The sequence below is a fragment of the Allobosea sp. P5_A5 genome, assembly GCF_056400625.1.
In genome coordinates this window covers 63,164-78,593 of sequence record NZ_JBFUKY010000013.1, presented here as the reverse complement: position 1 = coordinate 78,593, position 15,430 = coordinate 63,164, and the positions used below count along the sequence as shown (strand labels likewise).

The 15,430-nt window shown below is 66.1% G+C and carries 17 protein-coding genes and 1 tRNA gene; 9 read left to right on the top strand and 9 right to left on the bottom strand.

The window, feature by feature from the left end; genetic code table 11:
• Nucleotides 1–12: 12 nt before the first annotated feature.
• The 3 genes from AC1DR6_RS20460 (at nucleotide 13) to AC1DR6_RS20450 (ending at nucleotide 2,606) form a co-directional block, all read left to right on the top strand.
• On the top strand, nucleotides 13–1,260 hold the full coding sequence (locus tag AC1DR6_RS20460; RefSeq protein ID WP_476831114.1) for an RluA family pseudouridine synthase: 1,248 nt from the start codon (nucleotides 13–15) through the stop codon (nucleotides 1,258–1,260).
• An 88-nt stretch (nucleotides 1,261–1,348) separates the two neighbouring features.
• Nucleotides 1,349–1,846 carry a hypothetical protein gene (locus AC1DR6_RS20455; protein ID WP_476831113.1) on the top strand — a complete coding sequence of 166 codons (498 nt, stop codon included), beginning with the start codon at nucleotides 1,349–1,351 and terminating at the stop codon, nucleotides 1,844–1,846.
• 88 nt (nucleotides 1,847–1,934) lie between these two features.
• A complete protein-coding gene (locus AC1DR6_RS20450) occupies nucleotides 1,935–2,606 on the top strand; it encodes an HAD-IA family hydrolase (protein WP_476831112.1) in 672 nt (223 codons plus the stop codon).
• Nucleotides 2,607–2,643: 37 nt separating this feature from the next.
• Here the strand turns inward: AC1DR6_RS20450 and AC1DR6_RS20445 are convergent, their stop codons facing one another.
• Nucleotides 2,644–3,873 carry an MFS transporter gene (locus AC1DR6_RS20445; RefSeq protein WP_476831111.1) on the bottom strand — a complete coding sequence of 410 codons (1,230 nt, stop codon included), beginning with the start codon at nucleotides 3,871–3,873 and terminating at the stop codon, nucleotides 2,644–2,646.
• A 337-nt stretch (nucleotides 3,874–4,210) separates the two neighbouring features.
• On the opposite strand from AC1DR6_RS20445, the gene AC1DR6_RS20440 reads away from it, so the two are divergent.
• From AC1DR6_RS20440 to AC1DR6_RS20420, 5 genes are all read left to right on the top strand, one after another.
• Complete coding sequence (locus tag AC1DR6_RS20440; protein WP_476831110.1) at nucleotides 4,211–4,609, top strand: hypothetical protein; 399 nt, start codon at nucleotides 4,211–4,213, stop codon at nucleotides 4,607–4,609.
• Nucleotides 4,610–4,736: 127 nt separating this feature from the next.
• A complete protein-coding gene (locus AC1DR6_RS20435) occupies nucleotides 4,737–6,737 on the top strand; it encodes an acetyl-CoA carboxylase biotin carboxylase subunit (RefSeq protein ID WP_476831109.1) in 2,001 nt (666 codons plus the stop codon).
• 16 nt (nucleotides 6,738–6,753) lie between these two features.
• Nucleotides 6,754–7,374: a glutathione S-transferase family protein gene (locus AC1DR6_RS20430; RefSeq protein WP_476831108.1), complete on the top strand. Its 621-nt coding sequence runs from the start codon at nucleotides 6,754–6,756 to the stop codon at nucleotides 7,372–7,374.
• 51 nt (nucleotides 7,375–7,425) lie between these two features.
• A complete protein-coding gene (locus tag AC1DR6_RS20425) occupies nucleotides 7,426–7,929 on the top strand; it encodes a lysozyme inhibitor LprI family protein (protein ID WP_476831107.1) in 504 nt (167 codons plus the stop codon).
• 113 nt (nucleotides 7,930–8,042) lie between these two features.
• Entirely contained in the window at nucleotides 8,043–8,831 is a 789-nt protein-coding gene (locus AC1DR6_RS20420) for a YdcF family protein (RefSeq protein WP_476831106.1), read from the top strand.
• Between the two features lie 3 nt (nucleotides 8,832–8,834).
• Here AC1DR6_RS20420 and AC1DR6_RS20415 read toward each other — a convergent pair whose 3' ends face one another.
• Both AC1DR6_RS20415 and AC1DR6_RS20410 read right to left on the bottom strand, forming a co-directional pair.
• Nucleotides 8,835–9,110 (bottom strand): DUF3253 domain-containing protein, encoded by a 276-nt coding sequence (locus AC1DR6_RS20415; protein WP_476831105.1) that lies wholly within the window; start codon nucleotides 9,108–9,110, stop codon nucleotides 8,835–8,837.
• A complete protein-coding gene (locus AC1DR6_RS20410; protein WP_476831104.1) occupies nucleotides 9,107–9,799 on the bottom strand; it encodes a DUF599 domain-containing protein in 693 nt (230 codons plus the stop codon). The genes AC1DR6_RS20415 and AC1DR6_RS20410 overlap by 4 nt, the downstream gene beginning before the upstream one ends.
• A 98-nt stretch (nucleotides 9,800–9,897) precedes the next feature.
• Here AC1DR6_RS20410 and AC1DR6_RS20405 point away from each other — a divergent pair, with 98 nt between their 5' ends.
• On the top strand, nucleotides 9,898–10,071 hold the full coding sequence (locus AC1DR6_RS20405; protein ID WP_476831103.1) for a hypothetical protein: 174 nt from the start codon (nucleotides 9,898–9,900) through the stop codon (nucleotides 10,069–10,071).
• A gap of 67 nt (nucleotides 10,072–10,138) precedes the next feature.
• Here the strand turns inward: AC1DR6_RS20405 and AC1DR6_RS20400 are convergent, their stop codons facing one another.
• The 6 genes from AC1DR6_RS20400 to AC1DR6_RS20375 all read right to left on the bottom strand — a co-directional run bounded on the left by AC1DR6_RS20400 (nucleotide 10,139) and on the right by AC1DR6_RS20375 (nucleotide 15,427).
• Nucleotides 10,139–10,651, bottom strand: coding sequence for a gamma-glutamylcyclotransferase family protein (locus AC1DR6_RS20400; protein WP_476831102.1), 513 nt, complete (start codon nucleotides 10,649–10,651; stop codon nucleotides 10,139–10,141).
• Nucleotides 10,652–10,684: 33 nt separating this feature from the next.
• Nucleotides 10,685–11,857 carry an isovaleryl-CoA dehydrogenase gene (locus AC1DR6_RS20395; protein WP_476831101.1) on the bottom strand — a complete coding sequence of 391 codons (1,173 nt, stop codon included), beginning with the start codon at nucleotides 11,855–11,857 and terminating at the stop codon, nucleotides 10,685–10,687.
• Nucleotides 11,858–11,974: 117 nt separating this feature from the next.
• A complete protein-coding gene (locus tag AC1DR6_RS20390) occupies nucleotides 11,975–12,979 on the bottom strand; it encodes a CorA family divalent cation transporter (protein ID WP_476831100.1) in 1,005 nt (334 codons plus the stop codon).
• Between the two features lie 66 nt (nucleotides 12,980–13,045).
• A complete protein-coding gene (locus tag AC1DR6_RS20385; protein ID WP_476831099.1) occupies nucleotides 13,046–14,029 on the bottom strand; it encodes a glycoside hydrolase family 25 protein in 984 nt (327 codons plus the stop codon).
• Nucleotides 14,030–14,149: 120 nt separating this feature from the next.
• Nucleotides 14,150–15,100, bottom strand: a complete 951-nt coding sequence (locus AC1DR6_RS20380; protein WP_476831098.1) for a glycoside hydrolase family 25 protein — start codon at nucleotides 15,098–15,100, stop codon at nucleotides 14,150–14,152.
• 242 nt (nucleotides 15,101–15,342) lie between these two features.
• Nucleotides 15,343–15,427 (bottom strand) — tRNA-Leu (locus AC1DR6_RS20375).
• Nucleotides 15,428–15,430: the final 3 nt, after the last annotated feature.

Sequence of the window (15,430 nt, the reverse complement as noted above, 5' to 3'; positions counted from 1 at the left end):
TATGCCGACGCCATGACCAGCAATCGGACAGGCAAAGGCGGCGGCGCCGGGCCGCGCAAGGGCAGGGCGCCAGCGGCCGACGGACCACGCGGCAAGCGACCGAGCCATGACCTCCGTCGCCAGGCTGCGGCGCGCGTGAAGTCCGGCGGCTCTAAGGCGGCTGTCGGCGAGCGACCGATCCAGGCGCAGCGTCCCACAAAGATCGCCGAGGCGCCGAAGCGCACGCGCGCCGAGGTCAAGGCCGAAGCTTCGCAAGTGCTCGCCACGGGCGTCCAGCAGCTTGTGGTCACGGAAGACGAGAACGAGATGCGGATCGACCGCTTTCTCGAGGCGCGCTTCCCTCAGCTTTCCTTCAGCCATATCCAGCGCATCGTTCGGAAGGGCGAACTCAGGGTCGACAGCAAGCGTGCCGACAGCAAGGACCGGCTCACAGCCGGGCAGACCGTCCGCATCCCGCCGCTGAAGCTTGAGCCGCAGGCCGAGAGGCCGCGTTCGAGCAAGGCGGATGCCGATACCGTCGGTTTCCTGCGCTCGATCACTCTGTATGAGGACGAGGACGTGATGGTCCTCAACAAGCCGGCGGGGCTGGCCGTTCAGGGCGGATCCGGAACGACGCGGCATGTCGACGGCCTGCTGGCGGCGCTGACCGACAAGGACGGGCAGAAGCCGCGCCTCGTCCACCGGCTGGACAAGGATACGGCGGGCTGCCTCGTCATCGCGAAATCGCGCTTTGCTGCGGCAACGCTAGCCAAGACCTTCCGCTCGCGCTCGGCACGCAAGGTCTATTGGGCGCTCGTCGCGGGCGTCCCGCGCGTCAAGCAGGGGCGCATCTCGACCTATCTGGCGCGCGAGGAGGCCTATGATGGCGACCAGCGTATGGCGGTGGCCCAGCATGGCGAGGACGGCGCAATGCATGCCGTGACCTATTATGCCGTGGTCGAGACGGCCGCCCAAAAGCTGGGCTGGCTTTCGCTGAAGCCCGTCACCGGCCGGACGCACCAGTTGCGCGCGCACGCCGCGCATATGGGCCACCCGATCGTCGGCGACCCGAAATACTTCAATATCCAGAACTGGGAACTGCCTGGCGGCATCCAGAACAAGCTGCATCTGCTGGCGCGCCGCATCGTCGTGCCGCACCCGCGCGGCAGGGGCACCATTGACGTCAGCGCTCCGCTGCCACCGCATATGCGCCAGAGCTGGAACCTGCTCGGCTTCGACGACGCTCCCTATGATCCCATCGTCGAGGCCCCCGACGAGTGATGAGCGACTAGCCTTTTTGCCGCTAGAACAGTTGCAGAACAAACGCGAGTGTGTTCTAGCTATGTTCTCATTTTGGCGGGAGGCCTTCATGCGTTCGTTCATCATCGCGTCCGTTGCTGTTCTCGCTCTTTCGGGCGCGACGCAAGCGCAGACGACAAGCACTTCACCGGCCGTACCGGCTGCGGCCGCCGGAGCCAGCGACGGGCCTGTCCCCCGCGCCGAGCGGGCCAAGGCCCGGCAGGACTGCCTGTCGGAAAGCGTCGCGCTCTCCGGCGACGATCTGCGGGCCGCCATGCGGCTGTGCATGGAAGGCAAGTTTCCCGGCGTTCAGCTTTACGCCAAGGATGGTCTGACGCGGGATGGCAAGCCGACCGCTGTTGCGGCTCGCAAGGCCTGCAAAGACGAGATCGATAGCCGCGGTCTCCAAGGTTCGGAGCGGGTCGCGGCACTCACTGCTTGCTTCAACGGGAAACGCCCCGATCTCGCCCAGCGCGCTGAATGTCGCAAGGATGCGCGCGCCAAGGGGCTCGACGGTGCGGATCTGCGCAAGGCGATCGATTCCTGCGCTCGCGAAGGCAAAGGCTGACGGGACCGAGGGCAGGGCTGACGGGCTGGCATGAGGGTGGGGCGCTCCGGCAGTGGCCGGGGCGTGCAGTTACAGCTAAAGCCCTCCCATGCAGCTCATCATCTTTGATCTCGACGGCACGCTGATCGATTCGGAAGCGATCATCCTCGGCGCACAATATGAAGCGTTCGCGCGCTGCGGACGGGTGCATCCCGGGCGCGAGGCCGGCCTAGGCATCGTCGGACTGACGCTCGACATCGCGCTTGCGCGGTTGGCCGGGTTGGAGACCCCCGATGATGCGCTGACCGAGAGTTACCGCGAGGTCTTCGGCGAGATGCGGCTACGGGCGCAGTCGGATCCGTCATTGGACGAGCCGCTTTATCCCGGCGTTGCGGAGACGCTGCGTCGGCTGAAAACCATCGCCGGGCTGAAGCTGGGTATCGCGACCGGGAAGTCGCGCAAGGGTGCCGAGTTCATCGTCGAGCGGCATGGCTGGCAGAATCTCTTCGATGTCGTGCAATCGGCCGACGATGCTCCCTCGAAACCGCATCCGGGCATGATCTCGAATGCGATGGCGGCGGTCGGCGCGACGCCGGATCAGACCGCGATGGTCGGCGACAGCTCCTTCGACATCGAGATGGCGGTTCGCGCCGGTGTGATACCGGTCGCGGTTTCTTGGGGTTTCCAGCCCGTCGAGACTTTGGTGGCGCTCGGCGCGCGGCATGTTCTGTCCCGGATGGAGGATTTGCCGGCGGCTCTCGAATTGACGCCTCTGGCCTGATCATTGCCGCAAGGTCGGGCCGCACGGCGGATGTCCGTCAGGCGGGCTCCGGCACCTCGTGCAGGCGCGGTATCGCGGATGAGGCGATGACCACAAACTGCAGCGCAAACGCCGCAAGCGCCACCAGCAGGCAGGTCGGTGCGCCGAAGCGCTGGGCTATCAGGGCACCGATGGCTGCTCCGATCGGGCGGGCGCCGAACGTTGCGGTCATGATCAGGGCCGAGACGCGTCCAAGCATTCCGGCCGGCGTCACGGCCTGGCGAAGCGTCATCGTCGTGATCGACCACAGGACGGGGCCGGCTCCGAAGAGGAAGAAGCTCAGGAGGGCCAGCGCCGGGTGTGGCCAATGGATGGTCAGCGCCATCACCGCTGCCGCACAGAGGGCTGCGAGCGGGCCGACGAGAATAGTCGCGCCAAACGAGATACGGCTTGCGATCCATGGCATGCCCCACGCGCCGATCACCATGCCCGCGCCGTAGATCCCCAGGGAGAAACCGACTTCCGTTGCGCTCATGTGCAGATCGTGTACGGCATAGGCGACATAGACCGACTGCAACACGAACCAGCCCGTGTTGAAGATGATGGCCGTCAGCAAAATCGGCCTCAACAGGGCGTGTTGCCAGACGAAAGAGGCGCCCTCCTTGACGTCGTGCAGGAGGTTTCGCCCGGCCTGCGGCATCGAGCCTTCGCTCGGCAAGCCGGCCAGAAGCAGGACGGCAAGAACCGAAAGCGCCGTCGCCAGCACGTAGGCGGCCGACGCACCGGTCCAGCCGACAAGTGCGCCGCCCAGCACCGGCCCGCCGGCATAGGCGGTGCTCCGGGCGAGTTCGAGCCACCGATTGGCTGCGGAAAGCTCGGCGCGGGGCACGATCGTCGGCAGGAGCGCCGGAGCTGCGACGCTGTAGACGAGAGTGCCGATCGCGCCGCAAAAGCCGAGCACAGCCAGCGAGGTCATGGTCAGGCCGCTGAAGCCGAGCAGTGCCAGAATCGCCAGCAGCGACAAGGCCCGGATCGTTTCTGCTCCGACCATCAGCCCGCGCCGCGACGCCCTGTCGACTGCGACGCCGGCGGGAATGGAAAAGAGGAGAAAGGGCAGGGTCTGCACCGTCTGCAGCCAGGCGGTCTCGGTGGCGCCGGCGGCGAGCAGAAGCACGGCGGCCAGCGGCGCTGCCGCAAGCGCGATCTGCTCTGAGAATTGCGCGGCGAGATTGGACCAGCCGATGCGCCAAAAGGCGGACGGCAGGCGGGATGGAGTAGACGCTGTCATGGTGGGCTCTGTGCTTCGGCGGGTCGCCGATCCAGACCGGTATCGAGCCCGGCCATCCACCCGTTTTCTGCGGTCTGCACGCTTGCTTGAGAAGCCTTGGGCCGACTTAACGGCCGCGAGCTTTGCGGGGCCGTAGGGCTCGCCTGGTAACAACCTCGCAACCACATCGACTCAGCACCGTTTAACCTGAATAACCGTTCAGATTTGCGCGTTAACCACCTGCTGTCTGCGCGGGCCCCATGGTGTTCCCACAACAGGGACATACCGGCGCAAAACAAAGCCGGCCAGAGGTGCAAAGATGATGACGCATGAGCTTCGGGAATTCGTGGATCGTGTCATGGATCGTCATGTCATCGACGAGCAGGACGTCAAGGTTCTTCAGCGCGAGATCTTGGTCGACATCGTCGTCACCCGCGATATCGTCGATGTCTTGATCGCGCTCGACCGGGCCGTGCCGAAGGCATGCAGCGCCTTCGGTGATTATCTGGTGGCTCTCGTCGTCGATTTCGCCGTGTGGGAAAACCGACCGACCGGCGTGATCGATCGCGACAAGGCGCATTGGCTGGTGGCGACGCTCTCGGTCGGCGAAGGCCCCACGTCGACGGCCCAGCGCATCGCCTTCGAGATCGCCCGCGAGGCCGAGCATTGCGACGAGGCGGTGCTGGCTTTCGCCTTCGCCAAGGGGGCCGCCAAGACGGTGATGGCGTCGGCCCACAGGATGCTGCTCGCAAGCTGAGCGGCTATCCTCTGCGCATCGGCGCACAGCCAAGTTGCGCTGCGCGACTTTCGCATTGGTGGACGCCGGTTGCGGCGTCTCGTACACCCCGGCTATTGACGATGATCGCAGCCGGGGTCCGCCGCCCATGTTCTCGAAGATCCTGATTGCGAACCGTGGCGAAATCGCCTGCCGGGTCATCAAGACGGCGCGGCGGATGGGCATCAAGACCGTGGCGGTCTATTCGGATGCCGACCGCGACGCGCTGCATGTCGAGATGGCGGATGAAGCGGTGCATATCGGCGCCGCGCCGGCGGCCGAATCCTATCTGCTGATCGACAAGATCATCGCAGCCTGCAAGCAGACCGGCGCCGAGGCCGTGCATCCCGGTTACGGCTTCCTCTCCGAGCGCGAGGCCTTCGCAAACGCGCTGAAGGACAACGGCATCGTCTTCATTGGCCCCAATCCAGGCGCGATCGCTGCGATGGGCGACAAGATCGAATCGAAGAAAGCGGCCGCGGCGGCGAACGTCTCCACGGTCCCGGGTTTTCTCGGCATCATCGAAAACCCTGACCATGCCGTGACGATCGCCGACGAGATCGGCTACCCGGTGATGATCAAGGCCTCGGCCGGCGGCGGCGGCAAGGGCATGCGCATCGCCCATTCCTCGGCCGAGGTGGCGGAGGGTTTCGCACGCGCCAAGTCCGAGGCCGCATCCTCCTTCGGCGACGACCGGGTCTTCGTCGAAAAGTTCATCGTCGACCCCCGCCACATTGAAATTCAGGTGCTGGGCGATAAGCACGGCAACGTCATCTATCTCGGCGAGCGCGAATGCTCGATCCAGCGCCGCAACCAGAAAGTCCTGGAGGAGGCGCCGTCGCCGCTTCTCGACGAGGCGACGCGCCGCACGATGGGCGAGCAGGCGGTCGCTCTCGCCAAGGCCGTGAATTACGATTCGGCTGGCACGGTCGAATTTGTCGCCGCGCAGGACAAGTCGTTCTACTTCCTCGAGATGAACACCCGGCTGCAAGTCGAGCATCCGGTCACGGAGATGATCACCGGCATCGACCTCGTCGAGCAGATGATCCGCGTGGCCTATGGCGAGGCGCTCGCGATCCGGCAGGAGGATGTGAAGCTCGACGGCTGGGCGGTGGAGAGCCGGGTCTACGCCGAGGATCCGACACGCAACTTCCTGCCCTCGACCGGCCGGCTGGTGACCTATCGGCCGCCGAGCGAGGGGCCGGATGGCGAGGCGACGGTCCGCAACGACACCGGAGTTTTCGAAGGCGGCGAGATTTCGATCTATTACGATCCGATGATCGCCAAGCTGGTCACGCATGCGCCGACGCGCGAGGCGGCGATCAAGGCGCAGTCGCGTGCGCTCGATGCCTTCGCAATCGAAGGCATCCGCCACAACATCCCGTTCGTTGCGGCGGTGATGCAGCATCCCCGCTGGATCGCCGGCAACCTTTCGACCGGCTTCATCACTGAGGAATTTCCCGAGGGTTTCTCGCCGCCCGTTCCCACAGGGGAAACCGCGTTGCGCATGGCGGCGATCGCGATCGCCTGCGACCACCGCATGAACCAGCGTAAACGCGGTGTCTCGGCGCAGATGGAGGGCTGGCGGACAGTGGCGTTCGACCGTCAACGTGTCGTGCAACTCGGCGAACAGCTCTTCGATAGCGTCGTTGCGGAACAGGGCGGGGCCGTTATCGTCGCATTTCCCGAGCGCAGCGTTTCCGTCGTCAGCGACTGGGTGCCGGGCCAGCCGGTCTGGCATGGCACGCTCGACGGCGTGAAGGTCGCGGCGCAGATCCGGCCGGTCCTGAACGGGATCGCGCTTGGCCATGCGGGAGCCTATGCGCAGGCGCGAGTCTATACGCCGCGCGAAGCCGAGCTGGCCGCGCTGATGCCGGAAAAGGTCGCGGCCGATACCGGCAGGTTCCTGCTTTGCCCGATGCCCGGCCTGGTGAAGTCGATCGCGGTCGCGGTTGGGCAGGAGGTCAAGGCCGGCGAGCCGCTCGCGATGGTCGAAGCGATGAAGATGGAGAACGTGCTGCGGGCCGAGAAGGACGTCACCATCGCCAAGATTCTGGCGAAGGAAGGCGATTCGCTGGCGGTCGACGCCGTCATCATGGAATTCGCTTGAGCCTGGAGAGGGCGCCATGCTGAAAATCTGGGGGCGGCTCAGCTCCGTCAATGTGCAGAAGGTCGTCTGGGCGGCCGGCGAAGTCGGCCAGCCTTTCGAGCGTGTCGATGTCGGCGGGCCTTTCGGGGGCCTCGATACGCCCGAATACGGGGCGCTGAACCCGAATCGGCAAATTCCCGTGCTTGAGGATGGCGATGTCCACCTGTGGGAATCCAACACCATCGTGCGCTATCTCGCGGCGCGTTACGGAGCCGACAGGCTCTGGGAAGCGGATGCGGCGCGCCGGGCAGGCACTGAGCGGTGGATGGACTGGATGCTGTCGGAGCTGCAGCCGGCACTGGCACCGGTGCTGTTCGGAGTCGTGAGGAAGCTGCCGGGGCATGTCGACCCGGCCCGGATCGCCGCCGCCATTGAAGGCGCTGAGGCGAAGATGGCTATTCTCGAAGGCCAGCTGGCCGATCGTCCTTTTCTGGCCGGCGAGCATTTCGGTATCGCGGACATCACTGTCGGATGCGGAGCGCATCGCTGGTTCAACATGCCGGTCGAGCGGGTCGCGCGCCCGGCGGTGGAGCGTTGGTATGCCGCGCTGCGGGCTCGGCCTGCGGCACATGCTGCGTTGCCGCTCCCGATTGCGTGAGCCGGCCGCCAAGCCTCTTGCCCGAGCGCAGCGGCCTGACATGATGGCGCGATGAAACTTTGGCTCGCGACGCTTTGCCTTTCCGCCTTTGCGGCTGCGCCCCTCTCGGCGCAGACGTCGCCAGCGCCCAGCCCCGACATGGTGCAGCTTACCGGCTGCCTGAACGAGCAGAGAAGCGCGCCGTCGGCGTGCATCGGGACTGTTGCGATCTCCTGTGTGCGGGCCGCCCGCAGCGACCCGCGTGGCGCCGAGGCAGGCTGCGCCCGGCGCGAGGAAGGGCTTTGGCGCGAGCGTCTCAATCTGGCCTTGCAGGTGGCGGCTCGGCCGCTCGATCCCGGACAGCGTAGCCGTCTTGCCGCATTGCAGATGAGCTGGGAAAGTTATGTCGCGCAGAAATGCGCCTTCTATGCCACTGGTCAGCGCGAGCCGCTTCAGGCCGGGCGGCAGGCCGGTTGTCAGCTGCGCGAGGTTGCCGAGCGTGCGATCGAAGTGGTGCGGGCTCTGCCGCGGCCTGCGGAGCGAACGCCGTCGCAGCGTCCCGAGATTTTTCGCTGACGCTCCTCTGTGGCCGCGCAGGTTCCTTCGCAGTCACCGTTAGCAGGCTGTCAGCATTCGGCGGTTATGAGGCCTGATGCGGCTTTGGACGTAAGGCCGCGCCCGGAGCCGCGATGTTCTTCATCCTGTCCAAGATCGTCTGGTTCGTGGGCTCGCCCGTCAATTGCGCGATCCTTGCGGCGGGGCTCGCCGCTTTGCTGGCTTTCACGCGGTTTGCCCGCCCGGCTCGCTGGCTCGGCATCGGCGCCATGGTGATGCTGGGCTTGCTGGCGTTCAGCCCGCTGCCGCGCGCGGTCATCAGGCCGCTGGAGGATCGCTTTCCTCAGCAGGACGCCACGAAGGGGCCGGTCGCGGGCATCATCGTGCTCGGTGGAGCGATCGGCCTGGCGCGGGGCGATGTCGTGCTCAATTCGGCGGCCGCGCGCATGACGAAGGCTGTGGAGCTGGCCCGGCTGCATCCGCAGGCGAAGATCGTCTTCACCGGAGGCTCGGCCAACCTCGTCTCACGTTCGAAGGTGACGGAAGCGGACGGGGCGCGGCGACTGTTCGAAGGGCTGGGGCTGGACCCGGCGCGGCTCGCGATGGAGGACCAGTCCCGCAATACCTGGGAAAACGCGGTCTTCACCCGCCGCCTCGTTCAGCCGCAACCCGGCGAGCGCTGGCTGCTGGTGACGTCGGCCTGGCATATGCCGCGGTCGATGGGCGTGTTCCGCAAGGTTGGCTTCGCTGTCGAGGCCTTTCCGGTCGATTACTGGTCGGGCGGAAAGGCGAGTGACTTCATCCGCCCCTATAGCCGCGCGCCGCGCGCGCTGGAAATCGCCGATAACGGCTTCAAGGAGTGGGTAGGTCTGCTGGCCTACCGTCTGGCCGGCTATAGCGATTCGCTCTTCCCGGGGCCCTGAGACTCACTCCTCCGGCGGGCTTTCGGGCAGTCGCAGGCGATAGACGCCGCGAAAGTCGTCGGGGTCGACCGGCCGGCCCTTGCGGGTGATGACGATGCGACCCTCCTTCATCAGCTGCACGGCGATCCGGCGCGCCGGCTGCATCAGCGGGCCCCACCCGTCGGGATGGCCACCGCCGACGGCGCGCGCGGCCTCCGAAGGGCAGATGGTCTTGTCCGATCCGCGTTCCCTCACGAGGCGCAGCATCGTCTCCTCGAGCTCGGTGTCTCGATCGCTCATGAACTCTCCGGGTAGCGAAAGACGCGCGCGGCGTCGGAGGCGAACTGGCGGCGATACATTGCGACCAGCACCGCGCCGGTAAACAGCATGAAACTGACCGGCCCCAGGAACCAGCCCATATAGGCAAGCGCGAAGAAGAAGGCGCGCTGGCCGCGGTTGAAGTGCCGCCCGGCGGCGATGTTCATCTCGATCGTCTCGTGAACCGCGCGCCGCGCCTCGTCCGCATCATGCTCGCGCGCCGGGGGCAGGGCGCCGATCAGAATCACGCAGTAGTTGAACAGCCGGTAGGCCCAGGCGAACTTGAAGAATGCATAGCCGAAGATGATCGCCAGCCCGATCACCTTGAGCTCCCAGACGGCGCGGGTCGGCGCACTGTTCAGCGGCAGATCGGCGAAGATCGCCACGATGCGCTCGGCCGATTGCAGCAGGGCCAGCGTGCCGCCGATCGCGATCATCGATGTCGAGGCAAAGAAGGCGGTGCCGTTCTGAAGGCCGTTCATCACCTGGGTATCGACGATGCGGTTGTCGCGCGTCAGCGATTCCCGGATCCACCGGGCGCGGCGTAGATTCATCCGCATGTTCAGGCTTTTGTCGGCATGCGGTCCCAGCTCCACCGCGAAGTGGTAGCCGAACCAGGACGCCGCGAAGAAAGCCAGCGCGATCAGGTCGAGATTGCTGAATCCGATCATGCTGCCGCTCTGCCATCCCGACTCCACCGACGCAACAGCTTGCGCTGAGGCGCGCAGCGCAGCAAGAGAGGCAAGAGCGCACCCAGCGGTACCTTGCCTTGTCCCATATCGTCATCGTCCTGCTCGTCGCGGCCTTCATCTTCCGCAAGCCGCTCGGCCGGTTGCTGGCCCGGCAGTTTCCCCACCGGGCCAAACGTCAGCAGGTGTTGGCGACGATCATCGCGGCTTTCGTGCTGGTGATTGCGGTGCGGCTGCTCGCGCTGTTCTGGTAAACCCGCTTCCCAGGTCCGTCCGCGCCGTCCGCTGCCAAGCCGTCGTCCAGGGCGAGGGGAGAAGCCGCTACTTCGGCGCGAGCGCCCTGGGCCGCACGCCTTTGACCGGGCCCGGCGGCAACACATCGCCCGATGCAGGCAGCTTCAGCGAGGCCGGGCCGCTCTTCGAAAATTGATTCAAGCCGGCGACGTAACTCGTTGGCAAACCGAAATGTTCGGCCCCCGCGATGACGGTTTCGATATAGCCCGGCTTCGGCCTGCCGGGCTCCGAGGTGCGGCCGATATAGATCAGCGCGCGCTTGGCTCCGCCGAGTACGATGACCGGCTGGCTGATCTTGACGTAAAGCCCGCTGGCGATGTCCTCGAACTTGTCGAGGGCGCGGATATCGCTGAGTGAACAGTCCCACAGCACGCCGTGGACCTCCTCGTGCGGATCGCGGATGGCCGAGGCGTAGCCGTCACGCGTGACGATGAAGCGGTGGCGGGGCAACCGGGCGGGCCCCAAGGCGCGCGCCTGCGGACAGCGCTTCGCCATGCCGGCAGGGTCCATGTTCAGGCCGTAGGCGAAGTAGAGGGGCATTCGAGGCGCTCCGGGACCGCGACGCAGAATCGTCTACTTCGTCTTCTCGAACAGCTCCCGGCCGATCAGCATCCGCCGGATTTCGCTGGTGCCGGCGCCGATCTCATAGAGCTTGGCGTCGCGAAGCAGGCGCCCTGTCGGATAGTCGTTGATGTAGCCGTTGCCGCCGAGGAGCTGGATCGCATCGAGGGCGACCTGGGTCGCCTTCTCCGCAGCGAGCAGGATCGCGCCGGCCGCGTCCTCACGCGTGGTCTGGCCGCGATCGCAGGCCTTGGCGACGGCGTAGACATAGGCCCGGCAGGAATTCAGCGCGACATACATGTCGGCGACCTTGCCTTGCACCAGCTGGAATTCGCCGATGCTGCGGCCGAACTGTTGGCGCTCGTGAACATAAGGCATCACCACGTCCAGCGCCGCCTGCATGATCCCCAGCGGGCCGGCGGCGAGCACGGCGCGCTCGTAGTCGAGCCCGCTCATCAGAACGTTGACGCCGCGCCCGACCTGGCCGAGCACGTTCTCCTCCGGAACCTCGCAGTCCTGGAAGACGAGTTCGCAGGTGTCGGAACCGCGCATGCCGAGCTTGTCGAGCTTCTGATGGGTCGAGAAACCAGCCATGCCCTTCTCGATCAGGAAGGCGGTGATGCCGCGCGAGCCGGCCTCCGGGTCCGTCTTGGCATAGACCACCAGCGTCTCGGCGATCGGCCCGTTGGTGATCCACATCTTGTTGCCGTTCAGGACGTAGCGGTCGCCACGCTTCTCGGCGCGCGTCTTCATCGAGACCACGTCGGAGCCGGCACCGGGCTCGGACATGGCGAGCGCCCCGACATGTTCGCCGGAGATCAGTTTGGGCAGGTATCGGCGCCTTTGCGCCTCGCTGCCATTACGGCGGATCTGGTTGATGCAGAGATTGGAGTGAGCGCCGTAGGAGAGGCCGACGGAGGCCGAGGCGCGGCTGATCTCCTCCACTGCGATGCAGTGCTCGAGATAACCGAGGCCGGCGCCGCCATGCTCTTCCTCGACCGTGATTCCGTGCAGGCCGAGCGCGCCCATCTCAGGCCAGAGATCGCGCGGGAACTGGTTGCTCCGATCGATCTCGTCGGCACGCGGGGCGATCTTCTCCTGCGCGAAGGCGTGGACGGTGTCGCGGATGGCGTCGGCGGTCTCGCCAAGGTCGAAATCGAAGGGGCGGGGTGCATTGGCGAGCATTTGAGACCTCCCGGATTTGCGGCGGCAAGCGCCGTTCTTCCCAGGTTATAGCCCAGATTTCGCTGGCTTCGGCGCGTGCAATAATCGAGTCGTCCGAACGGGCAAAGGCGCTTGCTGCTAGTCGCCGATCACGCCACGGCGCCGCAGGAGAACCAGCGTCAGCACGGCAGCCGCGATACAGGCCAGCGTCACGTTGACGGCGCCGATCTCGGATTCGACCCAAGGCAACCCTTTGACGTTGATGCCGAACAGGCCGGTGATGAAGGTCGCGGGCATGAACAGCGCCGTCAGGATCGAGAGCACATAGAGCTGGCGGTTGGTCCGGCTGGCCGAGCGTGCGGCGATTTCGTCCTGCAGGAGCCGGGCGCGGTCCTGAACCGACTGGACGTCGTGGTGCAGGGTGTCGACCCGCTGAAGCAGGCGCAGCGCCGTCGCCTTGACCGCGTCCGGCGCGCTGCGGCCGGAATGGGTTTCCGCGAAGCGCCGGAACAGGACATGCAGGCCGCTGAGCTGGCGATGCAGCCGGACGGCCGTGCGCCTGACCGAGCCGACGCGCTTGGGGCCGTCGTAAAGCTTGTCGAGGAGGATATGGTCCTCGACCGTGTCGGTCTCCTCGACGAGGCGCACGACGCTGTCGGTGACGTCGTCGATGATGTATTCGATGATCTGTTCGAACAGGGTGGCCGGGCTATCGACGGCGTCCCCGCGATCGAGCGCCTCCGCCGTCATGCGAATGGCCTGCAGCGCCTCACGCCGGCCGGTGAGCAGGAAGCGCTCGCCGACGATCCAGCGCAGCGCGCCGACGCTGTCGGACTTGTCGGCCATGCCCCGCGTCAGGTCGTGCGAAACGCCCCAGGCGAGGCTGGCGGAGTGATCCAGCCGCTGATGAGCCTCCTGCGAGAGGAAGACCTCCTGCGCTGGGTCCGGCAGGTCCTGCTCGGCGATCCAGCTCCGGGCGCGGGTGTGGACGAGATCGAGATGCAGCCAGACAAAGCCGGTGCTCGGCGTCAGCTCGGGCAGCTCGTCGCGTGCGACGAGGGCGGGGCGCCCGTTGCTGTCGAAGCGATAGGCCCAGATGATCCCGAAGCGTGATTGAAGATCGCCCTGATGATCGCCCGGCATCGCACTCGCCCCAAACGCCGGGACAAAGGGGTGCCGATATGACAGAGGCATGACGGCGGCCGATGCCTAGTTGCGCCGGACGGCCCCGGTCCGGTCGACGTCGCGGTTGTCGGCGGTGCGGGCGGGAATCCGGCCGGGCGGGGCGAAACGCAGCTTGGTCCCGCCTGCGGCCGCAGGCGCGCGCGCTCCCGCCGGGGTCGGCGCTGCCATGCGGCCGGCGATCTTCGTCTTCGGCTCGCCGCCGTGCCAGATGCGCGAGCCGATGTCGAAGCGGCCCTGGCGCCAGGCGTCGAATTCGCGCTCGGTCCCGAAGAAGGCGTTGCGGTCGACATCGCCGGTGATGCCGGGCACACGGCCCGTCGTGGTGAACTGCCAGAATTCCCAGCGGTCGCGGGCGTAGCGCTTGGCGAGGGGGGCGGCGGTGGAGCGCAGCCAATAGGGGTGGTCGTTATACTGCCCCTCCAGCACGTCCTCGTGAAAGTTGATGTCGGTGTAGATTACCGGCTTCTTGCCGGTGTGCTCGCGCAGGCCTTTGAGCATGACCTCGATCTTCTCGAGCGCCTCCTCGCGGGAAATGCGCTTGGCGCATTGCGAGCCGTTCTGCCACTCAACATCGAGCACGGGCGGCAGGGCGTCGGGATCGCGCGGAATGTGCTTCTTGATCCAGCGGACCTGGTCCTTGGCGGAGCGGCACCACCAGACGAAATGATAGGCGCTGCGAGGAATGCCGTGGCGCTTCGCCTCGGCCCAGTTCCGCTTGAAATTCGGGTCGAGATGGTCGCCGCCCTCGGTCGCCTTGATGAAGGCGAAGCGGGTGCCGGCATCCTTGACCTTCTGCCAGTCGATCTCGCCCTGCCAGCGCGAGACGTCGATGCCCTGGATGACCTTGCTGCGGGCGGCGCGAACTCCGTGATGGGGCGCGCTGTCCCCCTTCTTTGGATAGTAGGCCAGCGCGGGCTCGGCCAGGCAGCTGAAGGTGGCGAGGACGATCAAGACGTCGAGGAGGCGTTTCCCTCGGTTCTGCTGCGTGGTCAGCTCGCGCGCTGGCATGGTGTTCTCCTGCATCACGGGTCCAGATGCGGAGAAGCGGGTTAAGCGGTCGTTAGAACTGCGCGGCAGTCTAACGATGTTCGTCAGGCTTGGTTAACCGGCGCGGCCGGGACAGCAGGCTCAGTCCGTGACGTCGGGGCCCGCCGTCTGGAAGCCGGAGGCCACTGCCGGTACGCTGCCCGGCATCCTTGCGACCGGAACCTCGTCGAGATTGCCGGGCGGCGGCGAGGCCGGTGGGGTGAAGGGCGAGGGCGCCGGCATGGCGGGCTGCACCGGAGCCGGCTGCTCGGGCTGGCGCTTCTCCCAGCGGCGGGTCGCGATGTCGAACTCGCCCCGGCGCCAGCCATGGAACTGGCTCTCGCTGCCGAAGAAGGCGTTGCGGTCGACATCGCCCCGGATGCCCGGCACGCGGCCGGTGGTGGTGAACTGCCAGAACGACCAGGGGCGGTTGTTGTAGCGCGTCTCCGGCTTCGCGGCGGTGGAGCGAATCCAGTACGGATAGTCGTTGAACTGGCCTTCCAGCACTTCGCGATGGAAGGTGATGTCCGTGTAGATCACCGGCTTCTTGCCGGTGAGCTGCTCCAGCTCGGTCAGCATCAGCTGGATCTTTTCCAGCGCGAGATTGCGGTCGATCTTGTTCGGACAGGTTTTGGAGTGGCCGTTCCATTCGACGTCGAGGACCGGCGGCAGCGCATCGGGGTCGTTGGGGATCTGCTGCTTGAACCAGACCGCCTGCTCATGCGCCGGGCGGCACCAATAGACGAAATGATAGGCGCCGCGCGCGATGCCGGCGCGGCGCGCGCCTTCCCAGTTGCGCTGGAAGGCGGGGTCGACATGGTCGCCGCCCTCCGTCGCCTTCATGTAGACGAAGCGGATACCCGATGCCTTGACCGAGGCCCAGTCGATGTCGCCCTGCCAGCGCGAGATGTCGACGCCATGGATCGCATAGCTATGCGCCTCCGCAACGCCCGAATGCGGCCGGGCATCACCGAGCGTATCGATGGCCGTGCAACCGCCCAGCAGCGCGAAGGCGGCGGCGGCCAGAAAGGGCAGGGCGCGGAAACGGGACATGCGGCGGGCGATCGTCTCGGGTTCGTCGAGGTTATGAAATGGACGATTTACGTTACCAAAGTTCTGACATCTGTCAGCCGGCGCGATCCGGCTTGCCGCAAGGCCGAGGCGATGATGACGGTAGTCCCATCGCCCGATGCGCCTTTGACAGGCACGGATGACTTTTTCAGGGCGCACGGCAGAGCCGGAAACGAAAACGGCGACCCGTAAAGGTCGCCGTTTCAGGGACTTGCGTCCGAATTTGGTGCGGTCGAGAGGACTCGAACCTCCACGGGTTTCCCCGCTACCACCTCAAGGTAGTGCGTCTACCAGTTCCGCCACGACCGCAGC

Excerpts from the sequence above, each read along its gene's own strand:
- AC1DR6_RS20455 (WP_476831113.1), top strand. The coding sequence starts at position 1,349 with ATGCGTTCGTTCATCATCGCGTCCGTTGCTGTTCTCGCTCTTTCGGGC.
- AC1DR6_RS20460 (WP_476831114.1), top strand. The coding sequence starts at position 13 with ATGACCAGCAATCGGACAGGCAAAGGCGGCGGCGCCGGGCCGCGCAAG.
- AC1DR6_RS20435 (WP_476831109.1), top strand. The coding sequence starts at position 4,737 with ATGTTCTCGAAGATCCTGATTGCGAACCGTGGCGAAATCGCCTGCCGG.
- AC1DR6_RS20430 (WP_476831108.1), top strand. The coding sequence starts at position 6,754 with ATGCTGAAAATCTGGGGGCGGCTCAGCTCCGTCAATGTGCAGAAGGTC.
- AC1DR6_RS20415 (WP_476831105.1), bottom strand. The coding sequence starts at position 9,110 with ATGAGCGATCGAGACACCGAGCTCGAGGAGACGATGCTGCGCCTCGTG.
- AC1DR6_RS20440 (WP_476831110.1), top strand. The coding sequence starts at position 4,211 with ATGGATCGTCATGTCATCGACGAGCAGGACGTCAAGGTTCTTCAGCGC.
- AC1DR6_RS20425 (WP_476831107.1), top strand. The coding sequence starts at position 7,426 with ATGAAACTTTGGCTCGCGACGCTTTGCCTTTCCGCCTTTGCGGCTGCG.
- AC1DR6_RS20385 (WP_476831099.1), bottom strand. The coding sequence starts at position 14,029 with ATGCCAGCGCGCGAGCTGACCACGCAGCAGAACCGAGGGAAACGCCTC.
- AC1DR6_RS20420 (WP_476831106.1), top strand. The coding sequence starts at position 8,043 with ATGTTCTTCATCCTGTCCAAGATCGTCTGGTTCGTGGGCTCGCCCGTC.
- AC1DR6_RS20400 (WP_476831102.1), bottom strand. The coding sequence starts at position 10,651 with ATGCCCCTCTACTTCGCCTACGGCCTGAACATGGACCCTGCCGGCATG.
- AC1DR6_RS20450 (WP_476831112.1), top strand. The coding sequence starts at position 1,935 with ATGCAGCTCATCATCTTTGATCTCGACGGCACGCTGATCGATTCGGAA.
- AC1DR6_RS20410 (WP_476831104.1), bottom strand. The coding sequence starts at position 9,799 with ATGATCGGATTCAGCAATCTCGACCTGATCGCGCTGGCTTTCTTCGCG.
- AC1DR6_RS20445 (WP_476831111.1), bottom strand. The coding sequence starts at position 3,873 with ATGACAGCGTCTACTCCATCCCGCCTGCCGTCCGCCTTTTGGCGCATC.
- AC1DR6_RS20380 (WP_476831098.1), bottom strand. The coding sequence starts at position 15,100 with ATGTCCCGTTTCCGCGCCCTGCCCTTTCTGGCCGCCGCCGCCTTCGCG.
- AC1DR6_RS20395 (WP_476831101.1), bottom strand. The coding sequence starts at position 11,857 with ATGCTCGCCAATGCACCCCGCCCCTTCGATTTCGACCTTGGCGAGACC.
- AC1DR6_RS20390 (WP_476831100.1), bottom strand. The coding sequence starts at position 12,979 with ATGCCGGGCGATCATCAGGGCGATCTTCAATCACGCTTCGGGATCATC.